Below are 21,502 nucleotides of genomic sequence, written 5' to 3' on the forward strand. Positions count from 1 at the left end.
CATAGCGGGCCTGGCTTCTGGTGTTTACTGGTTGTTTCATCTTTCATATTTACCGATTGTTTTCATCTTTCAGGAATGGTTTTCTCTTTTAAGTCACAGTGCTTCTCCTGTATTCTCGGGCTAATCTCCGGGCCACCGGAGACATCCCCAGCTAAAGCGGCATCTGATCAGGCCTGATGGGCAAACTTTCTCGGTTGATGAAGAACAGTACGGCGGTCGCCCGTGATCTGCTGACGTGGCAATATTTCTACGACCACCGGAAGGGCCCGCGGTACAGGGGCGTTTACGGCAGCTATCAGGAAGCCGAAGCCGCGATGCCGCGTAACGGCCAATACGGCTTTCACGACGATGTGCCTGAGTTCTTCCAGAGAACCCAGCTGGCCTTCAATCAGAACGATTATCCGGTGCTGCTGTGGATGTCGCAGGCACTGGAGCCCGATGCCACGATTTTCGACTTCGGCGGCGGGCTGGGGCAGTGCTACTACACCTATCAGGGACTGATTCCCTTCCCGGAGGGCCTGCGCTGGACGGTATGCGACGTGGAGTCGTTCATCGCCGAGGGGCCGAAGATGGCCGCTGAACGCGGCGCCGAAAATCTGTTCTTTACCTCGGATCGCTCGCAGGCGAGCGGCGCGACGGTATTTCTGACGAACGGCACGCTGCAGTATGTGGAGAACGACCTCTGGACGATCCTGAGCGGGCTGCCGGAGCCGCCCGAACATGTTCTGGTGAACCGCGTGCCGATGTATGAGGGAGAAGCCTATTACACGGTGCAGAGCAGCCTGCACTCGTTCATCCCGTACAGGATCATGAACAGCGCGGAGTTTATCGAAGGAATGTCAAAGGCGGGCTATACGCTGATCGATCAGTGGAAGCTGCCGCGCTCGGTGTACATTCCGCTGCACTACAAAAACTTCGTTCCCCACTTCCGGGGAATGTATTTCCGGCGCAAACAGGGTTAGGGCATTCTCCGAATCTTCCGCGATCTCTTCAGAAGAAGATCGTGAGCGAGTTTGCGAAGACCCTTCCTCCGCGGTGAAAACCTTTCGCTTCTCTGCTTCAGCGCAGACCGCGCAGAGCCTGCCGGAAGCTGATGTCCCCTGTCTTTCCGGCCACGGCGGTCTCTTCCGGCTCGGAGGCTTCGCCTTCGCCGGGCGCGAGGAAGAGATTGCTCTCCAGCGCGTACTGCTTCGTGTAGAGATCGTAATAGCGGCCTTTGGCCTCGATCAGCTCGGCGTGGGTGCCGCGCTCCATGATACGGCCGGTTTCGAGGAAGAGGATCTGATCGGCCTTGCGGATGGTGGAGAGGCGGTGGGCGATGACGAAGGTGGTGCGGCCCTTCATCAGCCAGGAGAGACCTTCCTGAATGAAGGCTTCCGATTCAGAGTCGAGGCTGGAGGTGGCTTCGTCGAGGATGAGGATGCCGGGGTCGGCCAGAATGGCGCGGGCGATGGAGATGCGCTGGCGCTGGCCGCCGGAGAGCTTGACGCCGCGCTCGCCGATGATGGTGTTGAAGCCGTCGGGAAAGCGGTAGGCGAACTCGTCCACGCGGGCGATGCGCGCGGCTTCCATGATCTCTTCCTCGGTGGCGGCGGGGCGTGAGAAGGCGATGTTCTCGCGGATGGTTCCGTCGAAGAGGAACGACTCCTGCAGCACCACGCCGAGGTGGATACGGTAGCTGCCGAGATCGACGGTGTTGATGTCCACGCCGTCGACGGTGATCTTTCCCTGCTCGGAGATATGGAAGGCGCTGATGAGATTGATGATGGTGGATTTGCCGGAGCCGGAGGGGCCGACGAGCGCGGTCACGGTTCCGGGATTGGCCACGAAGGAGATTCCGTTCAGAACGGGCTTGTCCGTCTCGTAGGCGAAGTCGACGTTGTCGAAGACGACCTCGCCGTTCGGCTTTTTCGGCAGCTTTACGGTGCGGCGCGGATCGCTGTCTTCCTGGTCTTCGGCGAGAACCTCGTAGGTGCGGTCGAGACCGGCGATGGCCTCGGTGAGCTGTGTGCCGATGGAGCTGAGCTGGAAGGCCGGGGCGAGCAGGTAGGCGAGGAAGACGGTGTAGGTAACGTAGCTGCCCAGGGTGATCTTGTGGCCGAGGATCTCGCGTGCGCCGACGAACATGACCAGAGAGCCGACGATGCCGATGACGAGGCTGGTCGACATGCTCATGAAGGAGATGGCTGTAATCGCCTTCATCAGGTTGGCAAGAAGACGGCGCGCGCCTGCGGCGAAGACGCCGGCTTCGCGGTCTTCCGCGTGATAGGACTTGACGACGCGAACGCCGCCGAGCGATTCGGTAAGGCGGCCGGTGATTTCAGCGTAGATGATGCGGCGCTCGTGGTAGATGGGGCGGATGGCGCCGAAGACCTTACGCAGGGTCAGGATGAAAACAGCCATGATGACGAAGATGAGCAGGGTCAGCTTGGCGCTGATCCACATGAGCACACCAAAGGCCATCACCGCGGTCAGAATGCCGCCGCAGAACTCCACCATGCCCGCGCCCATGAGGTTGCGGAGGCCTTCGACGTCGGTCATGATGCGCGAGACAAGAGCGCCGGTGCGGTTGGCATCGTAAAACGCGACGGGCAGTTTGCCGATGTGTTCCTGGACCTGAATGCGGAGATCGGTGATGAGGCTCCACGCCGCTTTGGAGAGCGCCTGGGAGAGGACAAAGGAGCAGATGGCCTGAAGGATGGTGGCCAGCAGCAGCGCGCCGATCAGCGGAGCGAGAAGGTAACCGTTGTGCTTACCGATGACGTTGTCGATGAGGACCTTCGTCGACAGAGGCAGAACGAGGCCGGAGAGCTTGTCGACCAGGAGCAGAAAGATGCCGAGATAGATCAGCTTGTGGTGCGGACGCAGGAGCGCCCAAAGCTCCGGAAGCACCTTCTGCACGCGCAGTTTGCGCTTGCCGGCTGCATTCACCGACAGCAATGGTTTTGATTCCTTCGTAGCGCCTTGCCCCATTTCTCCGGTCCTCATCCTGAGTTTTTTACCGGAACGTCTTCCAGACCTGGCGCCGCCCCGAGCCACACTTTGTCACTATGCTCCACGGAAAAGTGGGTAATTGCAAGACACTTATGGGTGATTGCAGAATAGTTATTCTTTCTCTATGACGGCCGCTTTTATGTCTGCTGCCGCTTTGCCCCGCGAGCGAGCCGATGCGGCGGCTCACCCTCTGCGGGCTGATCCCCAAAATGTAAAAATTCGCCGCAGTGCGTCCTGTCAGTGAGAGTAAGACCAGGAAAGGACGGTCTGCGTGGCGGTAAGACCGCCGGTTCCTCCGGTAAAGCCGACCCAGGCAGTGTTTCCACCGACGATGGAGGGGATGTTGATGGTGGTCTGCTCGGTGACGGACGCGTTGGTCACGGTGTCGGTGAGCGTCATGGTCAGTGTGGTTCCGTCATAGACCAGATGCGCGTGGAAGACGTCGCCGCTGTGGAAGTTGATGGCGGTGGAGCTGAGGTCGGTGGACGGCAGAGTCGGGGATGCTCCGTTGGTGTAGAAGCCGGTTGAATCGGAGCCCTCGCCGGAGTTGCTGTAGAGGTCGAACTTCACGGCCACGCTGTCGGGGATTCCCTGATAACCGAGGGAGCCACCGTTGCCGCCCAGAGCCCAGACGTTCTGGTTCTGGATGGCGAAGGTCATGCCGTCGGCCGAGGCATTGGTCTGCTGAAAGGTGAAGTCGGTGGTGAAGCTTTGTACCGGCACGAGGGTTGCAAACCAGGCGCTACGCGCTTCGCCTTCTCCGCCATCGGTGAGCACGAGAGAGCCGCCGGTGACGGTGGGGCCGTCATTCAGCGAGAGGTTGGCGGCGGTAAATCCGGCAGCCGGATAGTTCACATAGGTGGTGGCCGCTGTTGTGCCGCCGGTGATGGTGTAGGCCGCCGTTGCCACGGCGCTGTTGAGATAGTTACTGGCGACGGCGATGGCCTTGAGCGTCTCCGTTGCGCTGACGGTGATGGGAGCGCTGTAGAGCGTGGAGGACGTCGTCGGAGTTGCGCCATTGGTGGTGTAGTAGATGGCCGCTCCGGCGGTGGTGTCGGAGATCGTCACCGACTGCGCCGAGGTATAGCTGCCGGCGGCCGGCGAGAAGGTGGGCGTGGCGGCGGTGGGAGCGCCTGAGCTGGTGTAGTTCGCGAACAGGATGGCGCTGGTGGCATAGCCGGATGCGACACCGATGGCGCGCACTCCGGCATTGGGGACTACGTTGAACGGTCCCGTATATACCGTGGATGACGTGGTGGGTGTACTGGAATTGGTCGTGTAATAGATGGTCGTTCCCGGCGTGGTGTCGGTGAGCGTGACCGTGACGGTTCCGGTATAGGTACTGCCGGGAGTGGGACTGGCAACGGGGGTCGCCACCGTGGGGCCGTTATAGTCGGCAATCAGAACGGCGCTGTTGGTATAGCCGCTGGCGATGGCGATGGCTCGCACTCCGGTATTGGGATTGACGGTAAACGGACCGGTGTACAGGGTGGATGAGGTGGTCGGGTTGGTCGAATTGGTCGTGTAGTAGATGCTGGCCCCGGGGGTGGCATCGGTCAGCGTAACGCTGGTGGGCGTGATGTAGGCGTTGCCCGCCGCCGGAGTGGCTACAGGGGTCGCCGCTACGGTGGAGATCGTATACGCTCCGGTGGCTACTGTGCTGTTGGTGTAGCCGCTGGCGACGGCGATGGCCTTGAGCGTCTCTGTGGCGCTGACGGCGATGGGAGCGCTGTAGAGCGTGGAGGATGTGGTCGGAGTTGTGCCGTTGGTGGTGTAGTAGATCGCCGCTCCGGTTGTGGTGTCGGAGATCGTCACCGACTGCGCCGCGTTGTAGCTTCCCGGCGCAGGTGAGAAGGTGGGCGTCGCGGCGGTCTGAGTGATGGTGTAGGCTCCGGTCGCTGTCGCGCTGTTGGTATAGCCGCTGGCGACGGCGATGGCCTTCAGCGTCTCGGTCGTGCTGACGGCGATGGGAGCGCTGTAGAGCGTGGAGGACGTCGTCGGGGTTGTGCCGTTGGTGGTGTAGTAGATGGCCGCTCCGGTTGTTGTGTCGGAGAGGGTCACCGACTGCGCCGAGGTGTAGGTTGCCGGGACCGGTGAGAAGGTGGGCGTCGCGGCGATCTGAGTGATGGTGTAGGCACCGGTCGCTGTCGCGCTGTTGGTGTAGCCGCTGGCGACGGCGATGGCGTTCAGTGTCTCCGTAGAGCTGACCGTGATGGGAGCGCTGTAGAGCGTGGAGGACGTGGTCGGAGTTGCGCCGTTGGTGGTGTAGTAGATCGCCGCTCCGGTTGTTGTGTCAGAGAGGGTCACCGACTGCGCCGAGGTGTAGGTTGCCGGGGCCGGCGAGAAGGTGGGCGTCGCGGCGGTCTGGGTCTGGCTGGGGGAAACGGCGTACGACCAGGAGAGCACTTCCTGCGTGGCCGTCAGACCACCGGTGCCGCCGGTGAAGCCGACATACGCGGTGTTGCCGCCTACCAGCGAGGGAATGTTGACTGTGGTTGACTCGGTGACGGACGCATTGGTGACGGTGTCGGTGAGCGTCATGGTCAGCGTGGTTCCGTCATAGACCAGATGCGCGTGGAAGATGTCGCTGCTGTGGAAGTTGATACCGGTCGAGCTGAGGTCGATCGCCGGGGTTTCGGGCACGGCGCCGTTGGTGTAGAAGCCCGTGGAATCGGACCCCTCACCGTTATTGCTGTAGAGATCGAACTTTACGGCGATGCTGTTGCCGATGCCGCCGTAGCCGAGATAGCCGCCGTTGCCGCCGGTGACATACGGGCTCTGCCCCTGGATGGCGAAGGTCATGCCGTCGGCCGAGGCATTGGTCTGCTGGAAGGTGAAGTCGGTCACGAAGGTCTGGACCGGCACGGCCGTGGTGAACCAGGCAGATCGGTTTTCGACCGGATTGCCGTCGGTGATGACAAGCGCTCCGCCGGTGACGGAAGCGCCGTTGTTCAGAGCCAGTCCCGAGGTGGTGAAGCCCATCGAAGGATAGTTGAGATAGACCGTGGAGCCGCTGGTGATGGTATAGGCCGCGGTTCCCACGGCGCTGGTGGTGTAGCCGCTGGCGACGGCGATGGCGTTCAGCGTCTCCGTGGCGCTGACGGTGATGGGACCACTGTAGAGCGTGGAGGACGTGGTCGGAGCTGCGCCGTTGGTGGTGTAGTAGATGGCCGCTCCGGCGGTCGCGTCGGAGATGGTCACCGACTGCGCGGAGGAGTAGGCGCCGCCTGCGGGCGTGAAGGTCGGCGTGGCCGCGGGTCCTGCGACGGTGATGGTGTACACCGCGCTTCCCACGGCGCTGGCGGTGTAACCGCCGGCGACGGCGATGGCCTTCACCGTCTCGTTGGTGCTGACAGTGATGGGAGTGCTGTAGAGCGTGGAGGCCGTGGTGGGCGTGGAGCCGTCGGTCGTGTAGTAGAGGCTGGCTCCGGCAGTGGTGTCGGAGATGGTGACGCTCTGTGCCGCGGTGTACGTTCCGCCCTTCGGTGTAAAGACGGGCGTGGCGGCGACCGGAGTGATGGTGATGGTGAAGGTTCCGGTGGCTACGGCGCTGCTGGTGTAGCCGGCAGCGACGGCGATGGCCTTCAGCGTCTCTGTCGTGCCGACGGTGATGGGCGCGCTGTAGAGCGTGGACGACGTGGTGGGAGTGGAGCCGTCGGTCGTGTAGTAAATGCTGGCTCCGGTGGTGGAATCAGCGATGGTGACGCTCTGCGCCGCGGTGAAGCTGCCGCCGGTGGGCGTAAAGGTGGGAGTGGCTGCCGCGGGCGTCGTGCCGGTGGGGTTGGAGTAGGTCCAGGTCAGGATCTTCTGGCTGGAGCTGAGGCCGCCGGTGCCGCCGGTGAAGCCGACATACGCCGTGTTGCCGCCGACGGTGGCCGGGATGTTGACGGTCCAGCTGGTCGACCAGGTGGCCTCGGTCACCATATCGGTGATGGTCATGGAGAGCGTGGTGCCGTCGTAGCCAAGCTGCACCAGCATGGCATCGCCGCTGTGGAGGTCGATGCCGGTGGAGCTGAGATCGATCGCGGGGGTCTCCGGAATGGCGCCGTTCAGATAGAGGCCGGTGGAGTCTGGGCCTTCGCCGTTGTTGCTGTAGAGATCAAACTTCACGGCAAGGCTGTTGGCGATGCCGCCGTAGCCGAGATAACCGCCGTTGCCGCCGAGAGCGGTAAGTCCGGCGTTCTGAATGGCGAAGGTCATGCCGTCGGCGGCCGGATTGGAGAGCTGGAAGGTGAAGCTGGTGCTGAAGGACTGGACGTTGACCGGCTGATAGTACCAGGCGCTGCTGGCCTCGACCTCGCCGCCATTGGTGAGCTGCAGGCGCGAATCGTCAAGATCGGTGCTGCCGTTGAAGACCATGAGGCCGGCCGACGAGGCGAAGCCCTGGCTGAAGTCGATGGCGGTGGAGCCGGAGGCGATGTTGTACGACACCGTGGCAACCGCGCTGTTGGTGACGCCCGAAGCCGCTGCGATGGCGTTGATCGTTTCAGACTGGCTGACCGTGAAGGGCGCGCTGTAGAGCGTCGAGGATGAGGTGGGGGTGGAGCCGTCGGTGGTGTAGTAGATGGCCGCGCCGCTGGTGGCGTCGGTGATGGTAACCGTCTGCGGGGAGGTGAAGCTGCCGGATTTGGGCGAGATGACCGGCGTGGCGGCCTGGCTGTTGTTGGTGTAGGTCGCCGATGTGGTCGCGCTCTGCAGGTAATTGGCGGCGCTGGCTATGGCGGTGATGGTCTCGGTCGAAGAGACGGTGATGGCGCCGCCGTAGACCGTCGAGGATGTGGTGGGGGTGGAGCCGTCGGTGGTGTAGTAGATGGCTGCGCCGGGCGTCGAGTCGGTGATCGTGACCTGGACGGTGCTGGTAAAGCCCTCAGAGGCGGGGCTGATCACGGGAGTCGCCGCCTGCGGCAGCGAGTTCAGAAGCCCGTAGATGCTGAGCTGGCTGGCGGTGCCTACGTAGACCTTTCCGTTGACGATAGTGGGAACGGCAAACTTGATCGCCACGCCGGGATTATCGCGCGTTGCGTTCGTGGCGCTCGAATAGAGCGTGGTCGCGACGTTGGTGGCGAGATGGGCCTGGAGGATGGCGGGACCGCTCGATGAATACGCTTCGGAGTCGATGGACCAGACGATGCCGTTGGTGTTGCCGTTGGCGGAGATGGAGGGCGTGGCTCCGGGGAAGCCGTACTGCTCGGTCGACTCCACGATGGGATAGGTAGTGAGCTGGCCGTTGACCAGCGGAAATGCCTTGAGGTTGTCGAAGCGTCCCCAGTAATAGACCGTGCCGTTCCAATAAGCGGGCGTGCTCCAGACGCCGAGGTTGCCGACGGCGTACTGCGTGGACTGGACCACCTGATCGGTGGTGTTGTAGCCGCCCATGCTGTCGCGGTTGATGAGATAGAGGTCGCCGATCTTGCCGGTCTGCACGAGGAGGTGAGGATAACTTCCGGTGGTCTGTGTGGGGACCAGCATGACGCCGCCCGAGGCCACGTCGCCATCTCCCGCATCGAGATCGGCCTGATCGGAGGGCGTGAACTCATCCTGCACGGTGGGCACGCCGTTGGTCAGATCGAGATTCAGGACGCTGTCGCCGTAATCCATGGCATTGGTATAGGGCTTGGCCGCGGTGTAATCGCCGTTGCCGGTCGCGATGAACATCCGCCCGAAGGGATGGCTGGAGTCGGGAATATCGGCGGCGAGGCCAGCGCCGGACATCCAGAAGCCGCCGCCGAGGCCGTTGGGCGAGACGCAGTAGGCGCCGGTCTGCTGCAGCGTAGCGGCGTTATAGGAGAGTACCCACCCATGCCACGGGCCGTTGTCGCCGTGGGCCGCAAAGCCGATGTAGACGATGCCGTTCAGCAGCAGCAGGCCGGGACGCTGGTTCTCCCAGAGCGTGGAAAAGGTCAGGCTGCTTCCGGAGCTGCCGCTGCCGGTGCCGGTGACGGTGGCCGTCAGAACCACCGGACCGCCGAACTTCTCGAGGCCGGTCGTGACATCGAGAGCGTGCAGACGCTGCACGGCAGAGCCGTTCTCCATCGACTTGCTGACGACGTAGAGAGTATTGGTCGTGGGATCGATGACGGGAGTGCCGGTGATGCCGTACTGCGGCTGAATATCACCGCTGACCGTCGTGTACGGAATGGTGGTGGCTCCGGCTGCGGCGCCGTGGGCGGCGGCCAGCATGGAGGCCTGCCAGAGCAGACCGGAGGTGCTTCCGCCGTTGCTGTCGGCGTCGAAGGCGTAGACCGAATCGTTCTCGGTGGCGACGAAGACGACGTTATGCGTCGCGCCGTTGATGGTGAGGTTGGGCAGATAGAGAGGCTGAGCGTAGATCTGACCGTCGACCGGCTGCGAAAAGAGCAGGCCGAACTGCGTGGGATTGACGTTTGACGGCGTCAGGATCGTCTCGTTGAGATTCTGCCCTGTGCGTCCGATGTCGTTATGCCACGTGGTGACGCTGGTCTGGGCAAATCCCGCAACCGTAACCGCAGGTAAAACCAGAAACATCGCGATCCGAAGGAAAAGTCCTGCAAAACTGCTTCGTACACCAGCCATATATCCAGTCATTTTTGTCGTGTCCTCATTCTTCTGTACTGCTCAGCGTGAGTCTGCATGTGTGCCTGAACGGCACCAACGCTCTTTCATCCGCACCGTAACCGGCTCTGTGGCACACATAGCCGGTCCTGCCCGGCAGACAGTGCGAGACCGTCTGACGAACGACATCAGGGGGACCGAAAGAAGGCAGCGCCCAGGGACGAGCCTCCCGGGAACGAACTGCCAGAGGGGAGGGATTGCAGGACGGGGAAAAAACCCGCAACCACTATATTTTCTAATTGTTTTTCGTTACGCGGGGAACAATTTTCTGCGTTGTTTGCCACTGGTAACGAGAGAAGAGTTACTCTCTGTCGCATTTCAGAACACCTTCGTTGCAGATTTGGGAAAAATACGGTGAAAGATCCGTTTCGCAACGTCTCTTTTGTGCCGGCAGGCCTCCGCGGTTGTGCGATCCAGGGTTGCGCTGAAGCACAGGCTCACGGCACATTCATGACAGGAGACCTTCACAGGATGGATCGATTGCGGTTCGCTGTGCGCGTATGCCGTTCCGGGCTCGCGCTGTCTTTGCTGCTTCTGCCGGGTCGATTTTTCTGTGCGGCACAGACGAATTCGGCTTCCCCTTTGCTGACGCCGGAGCGTCTGGCTTCCCTGCCCGGCCTGAACGGCGATCCCATGCAGGAGCCTCACTGGAGCGCCGACGGAAGCCACCTTGCCTTTCTGCACAGCCCGGAGGCCGGTCCGCACGCCCGCAGAGATCCGCATGCCCAGCCGGAGATTCGCGTGGTGGAGGCAGGCGACGGAAAGCCTTCGGTGCTGCTTTCCTCACAGGCGGTTCGCGATGCGCTGGAGCCGGGCCCGCATGTGCCGGTTGCGCCCGATGACGAGGATGACGACGACGGGATTCCGCCGACACGGCTGACGGACTTTGCCTGGGCCCCGGATGGCCACGGCGTTTTACTGATCGCCTCCGCTTCCCTTGCCTGGTACGACCTGCGGAGCGCTTCGGCGCACATGCTGATCTCCGGGAGCGCGACTCTCAGCGATGCCGCGCTCTCACCGGACGGAAAGACGGTGGCCTTTGTCCGCGACCACAGCGTGTGGCTGGTTGCGGTGGCGGGTGGAGCGGCGCATCTCTTTACACCGCGCGGACAGGAGACGCTGCGCGAGGGCGAGCCGGACTGGCCTTATCGCAGCGAACTCGGCGTGCGCGCCGCATTCTGGTGGTCTCCGGACTCGAAGCAGATTGCGTGGCTGGAGACCGACGACCATGCCGTCGCCCGCTATGAGATCCGCGAGTCGAATGGCGAGATGCGGAGCATCGCGTATCCGAAGCCTGGCGGAGCTATCCCCGGGGTCCGTGTCTTCGTCCGGGCGGTGAGCGGCGGGACGGCCCGACGGATGGAGCTGGACCCGGCGGAGAATGTGTATCTGCCTCGCGTCGAGTGGCTGCCGGACTCGAAGGAACTGGCGATCGAGCGGCTCAGCCGGACGCAGAAGGTGCTGGAGTATCTGATTGTCGATGCGGCGACGGGAAGATCGTATGTTGCCGTGACCGATCGCGACGCTTACTGGATCAATCTCTCGGACGATCTGCACTTTCTGAGCGATTCGCGCCGCTTTGTGATTTCGAGCGAGCGGGCGGGTTATCGCCATCTCTATCTCTATGACACCAGCGGGAAGCAGCTTGCGCAGCTGACGCAGGGCCCGTGGGAGGTTACGCATCTGGATGCCGTGGATGAGAAGGCCGGGCTGGCTTACTTTACCTCGACGCAGCGCAGTCCTCTGGAGCGGCAGGTTTACAGCGTACGGCTCGACGGCAGCGGCCTGACGCAGGTGACCCAGGAGCCGGGAACACACCGGCCCTTCTTTTCTCCGAACGAGCAGAGCTTTCTGGATACGTGGTCGGACCGCAACACGCCGCCGCGCCAGGATCTGGTGCGCGCCGATGGACAGCGAGTGGCGACGGTGACGCCGAGCGCAGCGCCGCTGCTGGCGTCCTTTGCCCTGCCGCCGGTGGAGCTGACGACGGTGAAGCTGCATCCGGATGAGTCGCTGCGGGCACTGATGATTCGTCCTCCGGCGTTTCATGCCGGAGAGCGGTATCCGGTGCTGGTTTATTTTCCGGGCGGTCCGCCGATGGCCGGAGGGCCGGGCGAACAGGTGGCCCGCGATGTGTGGGGCGGCGACACGATGCTGTGGCTGCGCTCGATGGCGCAGCGCGGCTACCTGGTCTTTGCCCTCGACCATCACGGCACCCGCGGCCAGAGCCATCTCTTCGAGGAGCCGCTGCACTACCGCTTCTCCGCGGCGGAGATGTCGGACCAGCGGGACGGGGTGCGCTTTCTGGCATCGCTTCCCTACGTCGATGCGTCGCGGATCGGCGTCTGCGGATGGGGCTACGGGGGCTTTCTGGTGCTGCACGCGATGCTGCACAAGCCGCTGCTGTACAAAGCGGGGTTTGCGGGAGCTCCGGTGATCGACTGGCATTACTATGACGCGATCTTCGGGGAACGCTATCTGGGCGATGTGGTGACCTATGCCGACGGGTGGAATGCCTCGACGCCGCTGGAGGACGTGGCCAATCTGAAGAGTCCTTTGCTGGTGGCGCAGGGCACGGCGGACGAATACGTCCACATAGAGAACACCGACACGCTGCTCAACCGGCTGCTGGACGCGGGCAAATATGCCGATGTGCTGCTCTTTCCGGACCGCGGGCACACGATCGACGATCCCCAGGCAAAGCGCATTCTTTACGAGCGCATGACGGCGTTTTTTCTGAAGAACCTTTAAACAGGTATTTCCCGAATGATCCGGAAGATGCTTCAGCCTCGCGCCGGAGAGGTAAAGGCGTCCATCATAATGCCGATGGAGATGAGCAGCGCGGCGAAGATCCAGAGCCAGCCGATGGTGAGCAGACCGTCGCGCGCAGTGTACAGAATGCGGTCGATCTGATGGAGGGAGATGACCTCCACGCACCAGAAGCTGAAGGAGAGACAGCCGCCGGCTGTGGCGACAGCGGCCCAGGCGCGGCCCCGCAGTCTTCGGAAGACGCGGCCAAGGAGCAGCATGAGCACGAGAGCCAGCAGGATCAGCAGCACGGTCTGCACGATGCGGCGCTGGTCGTACAGATGGAGGGCGATGAATTGCGCCTGGAACCAGCGGTGCAGTATCCAGCGCGTGTTGAAGGCCAGGTCGAGGAGCTGCGCGAGCTCGAGAAGGCCGAGAGCCCCGGCGAGACGGGCGGGGCCTCCGGTATGGACGCTAGGGACAGGGACAGTACTTCCGGAACGGGCGCGGGCGGCGATGCAGGCAACCAATGCGACGCCGGACGCCATCAGACCAGCCACACGAGTCTGCATCACAGGAAAGGCGTGGGGACCTGCTCCCCTGAACGTGTGAAGTGCCGTGTGTTCACCTGAGATTTCTCTCTCCGCATTGCCGCGCAGGGCTGATCGTGGATCAGCTCGATACCTGTCCGCAGATTCCGCTGGTATCGGACGGTTATTTCCATATATCGTAACGTCGGTCTAAGCTGGAATTCGTCCTCATGAATGTCCTCCCCCTGTGCATTCTGCTGGCCTGGATACCGGTCAGCGTTCTGCTCTATTACCGGTTCCCTGTGCGCACGGCGACGCTGCTGGTGTTCGTGGGCGGATGGGCGATACTGCCCGCAGCGGCCTATGAGCCGTCGACCAATTCCTTTCCTTACTGGATTCTGGGCACCAGCCTTGCGACAAATTACTTCGTTACCAAGGCCAGCGTCATCGGGCTGGGCGGGCTGACGGGATTTCTGCTCTCTCACCGGCACGATATCCGCGAATTCCGGCTCACTTACTGGGACTTCCCGATGGTGATCTGGTGCGTGGTGCCGCTGCTGTCGGCGATTGCCAATCCGGGCGTGCCGTTTTCGAGCGGGCTGAAGTACGAGCTATATCAGATGCTGGCGTGGGGCGTTCCTTATATGCTGGGGCGTCTTTACTTCTCCGATACCGAATCGCTGCGGCTGGCCGCGCAGGCCTTTGTAATCGCCGCGCTCTTTTATATTCCCATCTGCATCTTCGAAATCTGGAAGGGGCCGCAGCTCTACGCCCACCTTTACGGTTATGAGCCGTACCGCTGGACCGGAGCACAGCGCTACTTCGGCTACCGGCCGATCGGCTTTCTCGAAACCGGCAATCAGCTCGGCATCTGGATGGCGACGGCGGCGCTGATCGCGATATGGCTGTGGGCCAAGAAGATCATGACGCACGTTCTGGGCATGCCCATTGCCGTCGTGGCGCTGAGCCTGTTCGTGGTGACGCTGTGCTGCCAGTCGGGCGCGAGCATTGTGCTGCTGCTGGTGCTGCTGCCCTTTGTCTTCGTCAGCCACCGCACCTTTCCCCGCGCGATGGCGGTGTTTCTGGTGACCGGGGTGCTGCTCTTTGCCGGACTGCGACTGTCGAACGTGGTCTCCGTACAGACGCTGGTGCGGAGGAACCCGGCGGCCCATTCGGTGGCGCACTTTCTGAAGCGGATCGGCCGCGGATCGCTGGGCTGGCGGCTGGTCGAGGACGAGCGGCATGTGGGCATCGCGCTCGAAAAGCCGCTGCTGGGTTATGGAGAGTGGGACTGGTGGCGGCGGAGCGTGCTGCGCCCGTGGGGGCTGTGGCTGCTCTCGTTCGGAATGTACGGGATGTTCGGGCTGGTGGCGCTGGAAGCGCTTCAGTTTGCGCCGGTGATTCGCGTGGTCTGGTTTCCGCTGGCCCGCTCCGATATCGAGGCCCTGAATCTGCGCCATGCACTGGCGGCGGCCATTCTGATGTCGGCGGTGGACAATCTGCTGAACAGCTCGATGATTCTGCCTCTGCTGCTGGTGATGGGCGGCATGAGCACGTGGGAGTCCGCGGCGGCAAAGGTCGAGGTCAACGTGGAGGGTCCGGAGATCGAGACCAGACCGCTGCTGCTGGAGGAGCCGGAGAGAGGCTTCCGCGAGCATCCGGGGCAGGAGGCGATGCCCCGGCACACGGAAGAGCTGAGCGGTTCCGTGCGGCTGATCGACGGAAAATGAGACGGGGTCAAATGAGCCGAGTTACCGATCCCGGTTTGTGTATCGCACATGGCTGAAAACCTGCTTCGTTTGCGTCTGCGAGTCTGACTGGCCGCTTTGGCGGCTTTGCCGCTGCCGGTAACGAGCACGCGGCTGATCTTCGGAACACGGCGGGCGCGGTACGGAGACAGCTCGCGCCGGAGGAGCCCGAAGGAGCTCCGATTTACCTGGGAAAATGTGTCGGGAAGGACGGCGGGAAAACAGGGGGCTTCTCAGCAGCCTTGCGCCGGGAAGCCCCGATTCACCTATGACCCGGTTCCGCGGAAGACCACCTCAGCGGTCCGGACCAGAATTTTCAGGTCCAGCCAGAGGCTCCAGTTTTCCACGTAGGCAAGATCGAGCGCCACGTACCGCTCGAAGGATGGATCCTGACGCGCACGCACCTGCCACAGGCCGGTAAGCCCGGGCATCACTTCCAGACGGCGGTAGTGTTCCAGCTCGTATTTCTCGACTTCGCTGGCCAGCGGCGGCCGGGGGCCTACCAGACTCATCTCACCGCGCAGCACGTTGAACAGCTGCGGCAGCTCGTCGAGGCTGTATTTGCGAAGAATGCGGCCCACGCGGGTTATGCGGGGATCATCCTTCATTTTGAAGAGAATTCCGGTGCGCTCGTTCTTTGCAGCGAGAGCGGCCTTGAGCTGTTCGGCGTTGGCCACCATGGTCCGGAATTTGAGGCAGGGGAAGTAACGGCCTTTGCGTCCGATGCGCTCGGAGACGTAGAAGACCGATCCTTCAGAGTCGAAGCGCACGGCCAGAGCGATCAGCAGCAGGATCGGAGAGAGCAGCAGCATGATGATCGTGGCCAGAACGACATCCGAGGCCCGCTTGAGAAAGTACGCAATCGCCTTCTCGTCGCGGTGATGAATGGAGACCACCGGGAAGTCGCCGAGGTATTCGATGGAGGCTTCCGGCGTGAGGCCGTCGTAGAAGCCAGGCACGACCAGCACTTCGATACCGAGCTCGCGGGCGAGATCCACCAGGCTGAGAACGGTCGCGGTGCTGCAGCTTTCCGTGATGATGACTTCGTCGATGAAATGCAGGCGGGTGAGATAGCGGAGCTGATCGAAGGTGCCGAGCACCTGTCCGGGATGGGCCTGAGGAGCGGAGCAGGTACCGGGCATCTCGATGAAGCCCTTGAAGGTCCGTCCGAGATGACCGTTGCCGACGATCTGCTTGTACATCGCCGTGCTCATGGTGCTGGTACCGAGGATGAGCACGTTGTGCGTGTCCAGACCGCGCTCGTAGCGGCGGAAGGCCGTGCGGCGCCAGTAAAGTCTGGAGATGGAGAAGAAGATGGTCGTCAGTCCGATGAGCCACGCCACGACGGCACGCGAGATGAGCACGCCGTGCATCATGTAAATGGCTCCGCAAAGCAGCAGGCCGGCGGTAAGGCAGGACTGTACGGCTTTGCGCTGCTCGTTCAGAGTGCTGTAGGTCAGCGAGCTTCCGTAGAGGCCGTGATGGTGCGCCACAGCGAGAAGCGCGGCGAGAAACAGCGCGAGGTAGGAGAGCTGAATGTGAATGGGCGTCTGCGACTGGATCAGATGCTTCAGGCTCGTACCGGGAACCATCCAGCGTTCGAGGCCGAAGCGCAGAGCCAGCGCCAGTGAAATCAGAATGCCGGCAACGTCGCAGCCCATCATGAGACGGGCGTTGAATCCTGCACGGGTTGCGGTGCGGCGGCGGATGCCGCCGGTGGAAACAGATTTGCCGGGGAAGGTTTTGTGCCTGGCAACACTATCAAGGCTGATTGTAGCCATCTCTGGTCACTCCAAAATGTCCCTGTTGGACCGGAATGAAATGCGCAGATTCTTTCTTTGAAAGATCTCTGCCTGGTTCTGCCCCGCTCTTCGTTATCGGACCGGATGGCCCGGGCGGCTCAATGATGAACAGCAATAAAGGGAAGGATTTCAACCCATCGCCCGCGCGCGGAATGGCCGCTGCAGCGGAGGACGAAGTATGGAAAATCGTGAACTTCGGGGGGAAAGCGTTTCGTGATGAACTGCTTTTTTGCGGATGCCGGATGAACTTTCAGAACGATCTCAGCGTTATACCGAATCAGATCGGTCTGGTCTCTGCAGGCGGCGGAACATCCAGGAAACCGGAACACCGGAGAGCATGTGCAGTGTGCCGGCTTTCTGCAGCTGCGTATGGCTTCGCCAACTTGACTCACATGTGGAGGAGTCAACGAGAAAAAAGGCGGAGAAAGAACGAACAGTACAACCAGGGAATCACCCTTTTACAGGGGTGACAATTACTTGTTTTTGACTTATCCCCTGTCACAGGCCATTTCCGCCCTGCGGCAGGAATAAGTCATGACGAGAGCACCCGCGTTACTGTCTGCCGGCGCTCACCATGAACTGAGGCTAATCTGCCGGGCCCTTCCGCACCATTCCTCTTTGGTAATGGCACTTGATTTATTTGGTAATCGTAAGCCGAATCGAAACGGTCAGAGGCGCCATTGCACTAATCAGGCAGAGACAGTGCGGGACCGGTGTAGTATCTTCACCTGAGTTAACGGGTGCCGAAGGCCTTTACCGCATGGGCATTGTGTTACCCGTCATTACCATTGTGCCAAAAAGTTATTCTTGTCCAGCGGTTTTGGCTGGATTAGAGTAACGACCAAAATCGGGGCAAGAGCCGTTTTCCTGAAGGAGCCTCTTTCATGTCTTTTTCTGCCGCTGTTGAAAGTCCATCGACCGAGTCCATATTCGAAGCTGCCAATCCTGGTTTCCAGGAGAATTTCGACGAACTGCCGTTTGCCTTCTCTCACTGCTTCAACGAGAGCCACCCCCTGTTCCAGCTCTCACGGCTTCGCAGGCTGATGGAGAATCCGGAGACGCGGAAGGGTGTGTACTACGACGCCGGCGAGATTCGCGTCGACCAGCGGTGGGACTCGATTCCCGAGCGCAAGGTAACGATGGAAGAGGCCTTCGACAACATCGGCAACGCCGGCGCCTGGATGATCTTTCGCCGCGTGAGCCTCGATCCGGATTACAACATGCTGCTGGACCAGTGCCTGGACGAGGTAAAGCGGCTGAGCGGCAGAAAGATCGATGAGGACCAGAAGAGCCAGGAGGCGATGATCTTCGTGACATCGCCCAACCGCGTCACCTCGTATCACATCGACCGCGAATGCAACTTTCTTATGCAGGTTCGCGGCAAAAAAACGATCAATGTATTTGACCGCAATGATCGGGACGTTATGCCCGAGCATGAGCTGGAGACGTTCTGGTCCAAAGACAACAATGCCGGCATTTATAAGCCGGAGTACCAGGACCGGGCCTTCGTCTTTGAAATGAAGCCCGGCACCGGCGTACATATTCCGGTAAACTCCCCGCACTGGCTGAAGAACGGAGATAACATCTCTATCTCGTTCAGCATCAGTTATCAGTACAAAGATACAAACAGGAAGTACGTGTACCAGGCAAACTATTATCTTCGCAGGATGGGTTTTCAGCCTACCCCTCCGGGCCGGTCGGCGCTGATCGACGGTACAAAAAAGACATTCGTCGAAGCCGGGCTGAAAGGGAAGAAATTATTGCAGTTTGGCAGGCACTGATTTAACGCGCAAGACGGCACGCAGGCCTGCAGAAGTATTTCTGCCTCCAGAGACTGACTGAACATCCATCTTCTTACCGTTCATTCAGCCGTGTCTTTTCAGGTAACTAACCGTCGAGGGCCCTTTTGGCGGTCGACACTCCCCAATCGCAGCAGGGTGGTTCACCGCCACCGCACTTTGCCGTGCGGACGATTCCTCGGCGCTGGTCCCGAATTTATGGCCAGCGGGGAGTTCTGAATGGATACTGCTCCGATTACGGTTCTTTGCCCGAATCCTGCATCCAGAGCGCTTTTCCGCGTCGGATGGGACCGTGTTCCGTTTGAGTTTTCGCATGCTCTTTATGCGTCAGAGCTGTTCTCGCTTCCGGCTCTGATCGATCTTGCCAGGCGGGTGGCTCCCCGTTCCAACCGATCGTACGTGGAAGAAGACCACACGGCGCCCGGCAACGGATGGAGCGACCGCCCGTCGAAGAAGTCCCTCGTCGAAAATCTCGAAGAGATCGCCGACACGCATTCTCTGGTGATGCTGAAGCGCGTGCACGAGGAGCCGGAGTACCGCTGCGTTCTCGACGCCTGCACCGATGAGCTGTCGCAGCTTTCGGGCATCGACATGCGCCGGAGCTATCGCGATGCGCTGATGACGATCCTGATTACGTCACCGGGGCGGATCACACCCTACCATATCGACTCGGAAGCGAACCTGCTGATGCAGATGCACGGATCGAAGTCGGTCTTCATCTTCGACGGAAACGATCGCGAGGTGCTGCCGGCGGTCGAGCTGGAGCGCTTCTGGTCGGGCGATATCAAGGCGGCGACCTATCGTGAGCAGCTTCAGGAGCGGGCGTGGCGATTCGAGCTCTCTCCGGGCGTCGGCGTCTGCAATCCGATCATCTTTCCGCACTGGGTGCAGAACGGCCAGAATGTCTCGGTGTCGCTCAGCATTAACTACAAGCGCGTCGCGGACCAGTCGGCGGATGTCTTCCGGATGAATGCCAGGCTGCGGAAGATCGGCCTGCATCCTTCAGAGCCCGGACACAGACCGATGCGGGACGGAACCAAGGCCGGTCTTTACCGCACCATTCGCAACGTCAACCACGTGCTGCACCCGCGCAAAACGCATCACGCATAAATACGGCTTCACTCTACGGAAGGCTCCGGCAGGAATTGCCGGGGCCTTTTCTTTTATGACGGTTCAGCGGCAATTGTCAGCGTGGGGTGAGCGCACGAAGCCGGAAGATGCTTAGAGTCTGGCTATGCGGTCGCGCAGCTCCCGGGCTTTGGAGGTCTCACCGAGCTGCTGATAGGTTTCGGCGAGAGCCTGATAGAGCTCGTGGGATGGCGGCTGGAACTGCATCTCAAATTCAAGGATCTGCTCGGCGTGCTTCGCATCGCCCTGTTTTGCGTCGGCCAGGGCCATCAGCACCGCAGTGTGCAGGTCGACGTCGCGGGTCGGCGTGTATTGCTGCGAGAGCACGGCGATCTGCGAGTCCTGCCCGGCGGAGGCGTAGCACTGCACCAGATGCGCGAGGATGTGCGGATCGCCGGGAGCGGCTTCGAGAGCGCTGCGGAGCCAGTGGATGGCAGCGGGGATCTCTCCTGAAGCTGCCGCGCTGAGGCCGCGCTGATAGTCGTCGCGCGCGTCCTCCTGCTTTCCCGGGGCCGGCGCATCGTATACGGTCCACATCTCGGTGGGGATGGCGCTGTCGGTCACATGAAAGATCATGGCCGCGTACGCGCTCTGATTCGTGGCCTCGTTCGTTGCGGTGACCACCAGGCGATAGGTGCCGGGAGCCAGGGCGGCGGTCGAAAACGTATGACCCGTGAGCAGATTGCCGGAGGCGCTGAATTCGCTTCCGTCCACTTCTTCGGACTCCTGCTGCGGCTCGCCGGAGCCGACGGCGCCCCAGGCATAGTGGAGACGGACCTTGAGAGTAGCCTGACTCGCGGCGTCGAGCGGCTTGTTCCAGAGCTGAAAGGCGAGGCGCAGGGTCTCTCCCTGATGCAGCCAGGCGCTCTTTACACCGAGGGGGGCGAAGCGAATGCCTTCCATGCTGAAGGGGAGCACGGCCTGCGCGTTGCGGACGGGAGGCTGCGAAGAGAAGGCCACGAGGCCGCTGATGCCCCAGGAGGCCTGATCGGGCGATGGGATCGTCACCGTTGCCTGCTGGCGGTAGCCGGTGTGGTTCAGGTCATTGGTCAGCGTTACGAGAACGCGGTAGCTGCCCTGCGCCAGAGGAAGACGCCCCTCGGCTCCGAAGATCTTCGACTGCGCGCTGCGAATCTGCGCCGGAGCGAGATCTTCGGTGAGCACCTGCTGATCGTCGTAGACGGGAGCGCCGGAGGCGGTCTGCACCTGCGTGTGGAGTGTTACGTGATATCCGAATTTGCCACCGGGAAGGCTTCCCACCAGCGAGGGATCGGGTTTGGGCAGACGAAAGAGATAGCTGACGGTCATGCCGCTGCCCTGTTCGCGCGCGATAGTGGTCTGAAGATCGGGCTCGTCGCCGCCGTAGAAGATGGTCGAGGTGACGTTCGCGGTGCGGCGCTCGTCGAGAAGGCGAAGGGTGACGGGATTGTCAGCGAGCCCCTCGATGTTGCCGAGCAGCGCGTCGGATTCGAGATCGGGGGTGAAATGGCTGAGATCGACGATGGCGGTGGGCAGCAGCGAAACCACGGTGCGGGCGACTTCATCGCCGAGTGAGTGGCGAACGATATCGAGGCACTGCTGCGGGTCGTTCATGCCGCGCAGCGTCGTGACCAGTTTCGTGGGACCGTCGATGACCGGCGAGTAGAGCTTCCAGTCTTCCGCCGGGCCTGGTTTGAAGAAGACGACGTAAAAGTGAGTGGGCAGCGCCGACGTCAGGCTCTGGTAGAACCATATCTGCATGGGGCGAACGTTCTGCCCCAGCTCGTAATCGGCCTTCTGCTTCGGCGCACCCAGTGTGATGTAGATGCGTCCGCGATCGGTGCGCCATCCGTCTTCTGCTTCCCTGCTGCCGAAGTACTCGTTGGCATAGGCCAGGCGCTCATAGTGCTCGGTCTCGTAGGCGTTTACTCCGGAGCCGGGATCGGGATTGCGCTCCTCCCAGAAGGCGTGAATGAAGTGATCGCGCTCGGCATCGCTGCGCAGGCTGAGAAACTGCTTCCGCTCTTCGCTCGGGATGATGTAGGCAACATCTTCCTCGATCCATTTGCGGTAGTGGGGCGAGAGGTCTTTGGCGCGATCGGCCGCGTGGGCCGCGGGGAGCAGAGGCAGAAGAAGGAACAGACAAAGAACACGGCGCAACCACATAGAAACGGCACACTCCT

At 61.6% G+C, this 21,502-nt stretch carries 10 protein-coding genes; 5 read left to right on the forward strand and 5 right to left on the reverse strand.

The annotated features are described in order from the left end of the window. The first annotated feature begins 176 nt into the window (after nt 1-176). Complete coding sequence (locus tag D0Y96_RS16235) at nt 177-962, forward strand: methyltransferase, TIGR04325 family (RefSeq protein ID WP_117302026.1); 786 nt, start codon at nt 177-179, stop codon at nt 960-962. A gap of 97 nt (nt 963-1,059) precedes the next feature. Here D0Y96_RS16235 and D0Y96_RS16240 read toward each other — a convergent pair whose 3' ends face one another. Then, entirely contained in the window at nt 1,060-2,973 is a 1,914-nt protein-coding gene (locus D0Y96_RS16240; RefSeq protein WP_252263864.1) for an ABC transporter ATP-binding protein, read from the reverse strand. A gap of 258 nt (nt 2,974-3,231) precedes the next feature. Continuing rightward, complete coding sequence (locus tag D0Y96_RS16245; protein ID WP_158562434.1) at nt 3,232-9,498, reverse strand: chitobiase/beta-hexosaminidase C-terminal domain-containing protein; 6,267 nt, start codon at nt 9,496-9,498, stop codon at nt 3,232-3,234. A 669-nt stretch (nt 9,499-10,167) separates the two neighbouring features. On the opposite strand from D0Y96_RS16245, the gene D0Y96_RS16250 reads away from it, so the two are divergent. Then, nucleotides 10,168-12,336, forward strand: coding sequence for a DPP IV N-terminal domain-containing protein (locus D0Y96_RS16250; protein ID WP_158562435.1), 2,169 nt, complete (start codon nt 10,168-10,170; stop codon nt 12,334-12,336). Nucleotides 12,337-12,368: 32 nt separating this feature from the next. Here the strand turns inward: D0Y96_RS16250 and D0Y96_RS16255 are convergent, their stop codons facing one another. Further along, nucleotides 12,369-12,893, reverse strand: a complete 525-nt coding sequence (locus D0Y96_RS16255; RefSeq protein WP_147325101.1) for a hypothetical protein — start codon at nt 12,891-12,893, stop codon at nt 12,369-12,371. A gap of 200 nt (nt 12,894-13,093) precedes the next feature. On the opposite strand from D0Y96_RS16255, the gene D0Y96_RS16260 reads away from it, so the two are divergent. Next, nucleotides 13,094-14,593: a hypothetical protein gene (locus D0Y96_RS16260; protein ID WP_117302036.1), complete on the forward strand. Its 1,500-nt coding sequence runs from the start codon at nt 13,094-13,096 to the stop codon at nt 14,591-14,593. Nucleotides 14,594-14,877: 284 nt separating this feature from the next. Here D0Y96_RS16260 and D0Y96_RS16265 read toward each other — a convergent pair whose 3' ends face one another. Next, a complete protein-coding gene (locus tag D0Y96_RS16265; protein ID WP_117302038.1) occupies nt 14,878-16,392 on the reverse strand; it encodes a sugar transferase in 1,515 nt (504 codons plus the stop codon). Nucleotides 16,393-17,297: 905 nt separating this feature from the next. Here D0Y96_RS16265 and D0Y96_RS16270 point away from each other — a divergent pair. Both D0Y96_RS16270 and D0Y96_RS16275 read left to right on the forward strand, forming a co-directional pair. Beyond that, the gene (locus tag D0Y96_RS16270; protein WP_117302042.1) at nt 17,298-18,194 is read left to right on the forward strand and encodes a transcriptional regulator; all 897 of its coding nucleotides are present in this window, start codon (nt 17,298-17,300) and stop codon (nt 18,192-18,194) included. Between the two features lie 237 nt (nt 18,195-18,431). Beyond that, nucleotides 18,432-19,322, forward strand: coding sequence for a hypothetical protein (locus D0Y96_RS16275; RefSeq protein ID WP_117302044.1), 891 nt, complete (start codon nt 18,432-18,434; stop codon nt 19,320-19,322). 111 nt (nt 19,323-19,433) lie between these two features. Here D0Y96_RS16275 and D0Y96_RS16280 read toward each other — a convergent pair whose 3' ends face one another. Further along, nucleotides 19,434-21,485 carry a GWxTD domain-containing protein gene (locus D0Y96_RS16280; protein ID WP_158562436.1) on the reverse strand — a complete coding sequence of 684 codons (2,052 nt, stop codon included), beginning with the start codon at nt 21,483-21,485 and terminating at the stop codon, nt 19,434-19,436. Between the last annotated feature and the right edge of the window lie 17 nt (nt 21,486-21,502).

Source organism: Paracidobacterium acidisoli, assembly GCF_003428625.2.
GTDB lineage: Bacteria > Acidobacteriota > Terriglobia > Terriglobales > Acidobacteriaceae > Paracidobacterium > Paracidobacterium acidisoli.

Excerpts from the sequence above, each read along its gene's own strand:
- D0Y96_RS16260 (WP_117302036.1), top strand. The coding sequence starts at position 13,094 with ATGAATGTCCTCCCCCTGTGCATTCTGCTGGCCTGGATACCGGTCAGC.
- D0Y96_RS16275 (WP_117302044.1), top strand. The coding sequence starts at position 18,432 with ATGGATACTGCTCCGATTACGGTTCTTTGCCCGAATCCTGCATCCAGA.
- D0Y96_RS16235 (WP_117302026.1), top strand. The coding sequence starts at position 177 with ATGGGCAAACTTTCTCGGTTGATGAAGAACAGTACGGCGGTCGCCCGT.
- D0Y96_RS16270 (WP_117302042.1), top strand. The coding sequence starts at position 17,298 with ATGTCTTTTTCTGCCGCTGTTGAAAGTCCATCGACCGAGTCCATATTC.
- D0Y96_RS16240 (WP_252263864.1), bottom strand. The coding sequence starts at position 2,973 with ATGGGGCAAGGCGCTACGAAGGAATCAAAACCATTGCTGTCGGTGAAT.
- D0Y96_RS16245 (WP_158562434.1), bottom strand. The coding sequence starts at position 9,498 with ATGTTTCTGGTTTTACCTGCGGTTACGGTTGCGGGATTTGCCCAGACC.
- D0Y96_RS16265 (WP_117302038.1), bottom strand. The coding sequence starts at position 16,392 with ATGGCTACAATCAGCCTTGATAGTGTTGCCAGGCACAAAACCTTCCCC.
- D0Y96_RS16280 (WP_158562436.1), bottom strand. The coding sequence starts at position 21,485 with ATGTGGTTGCGCCGTGTTCTTTGTCTGTTCCTTCTTCTGCCTCTGCTC.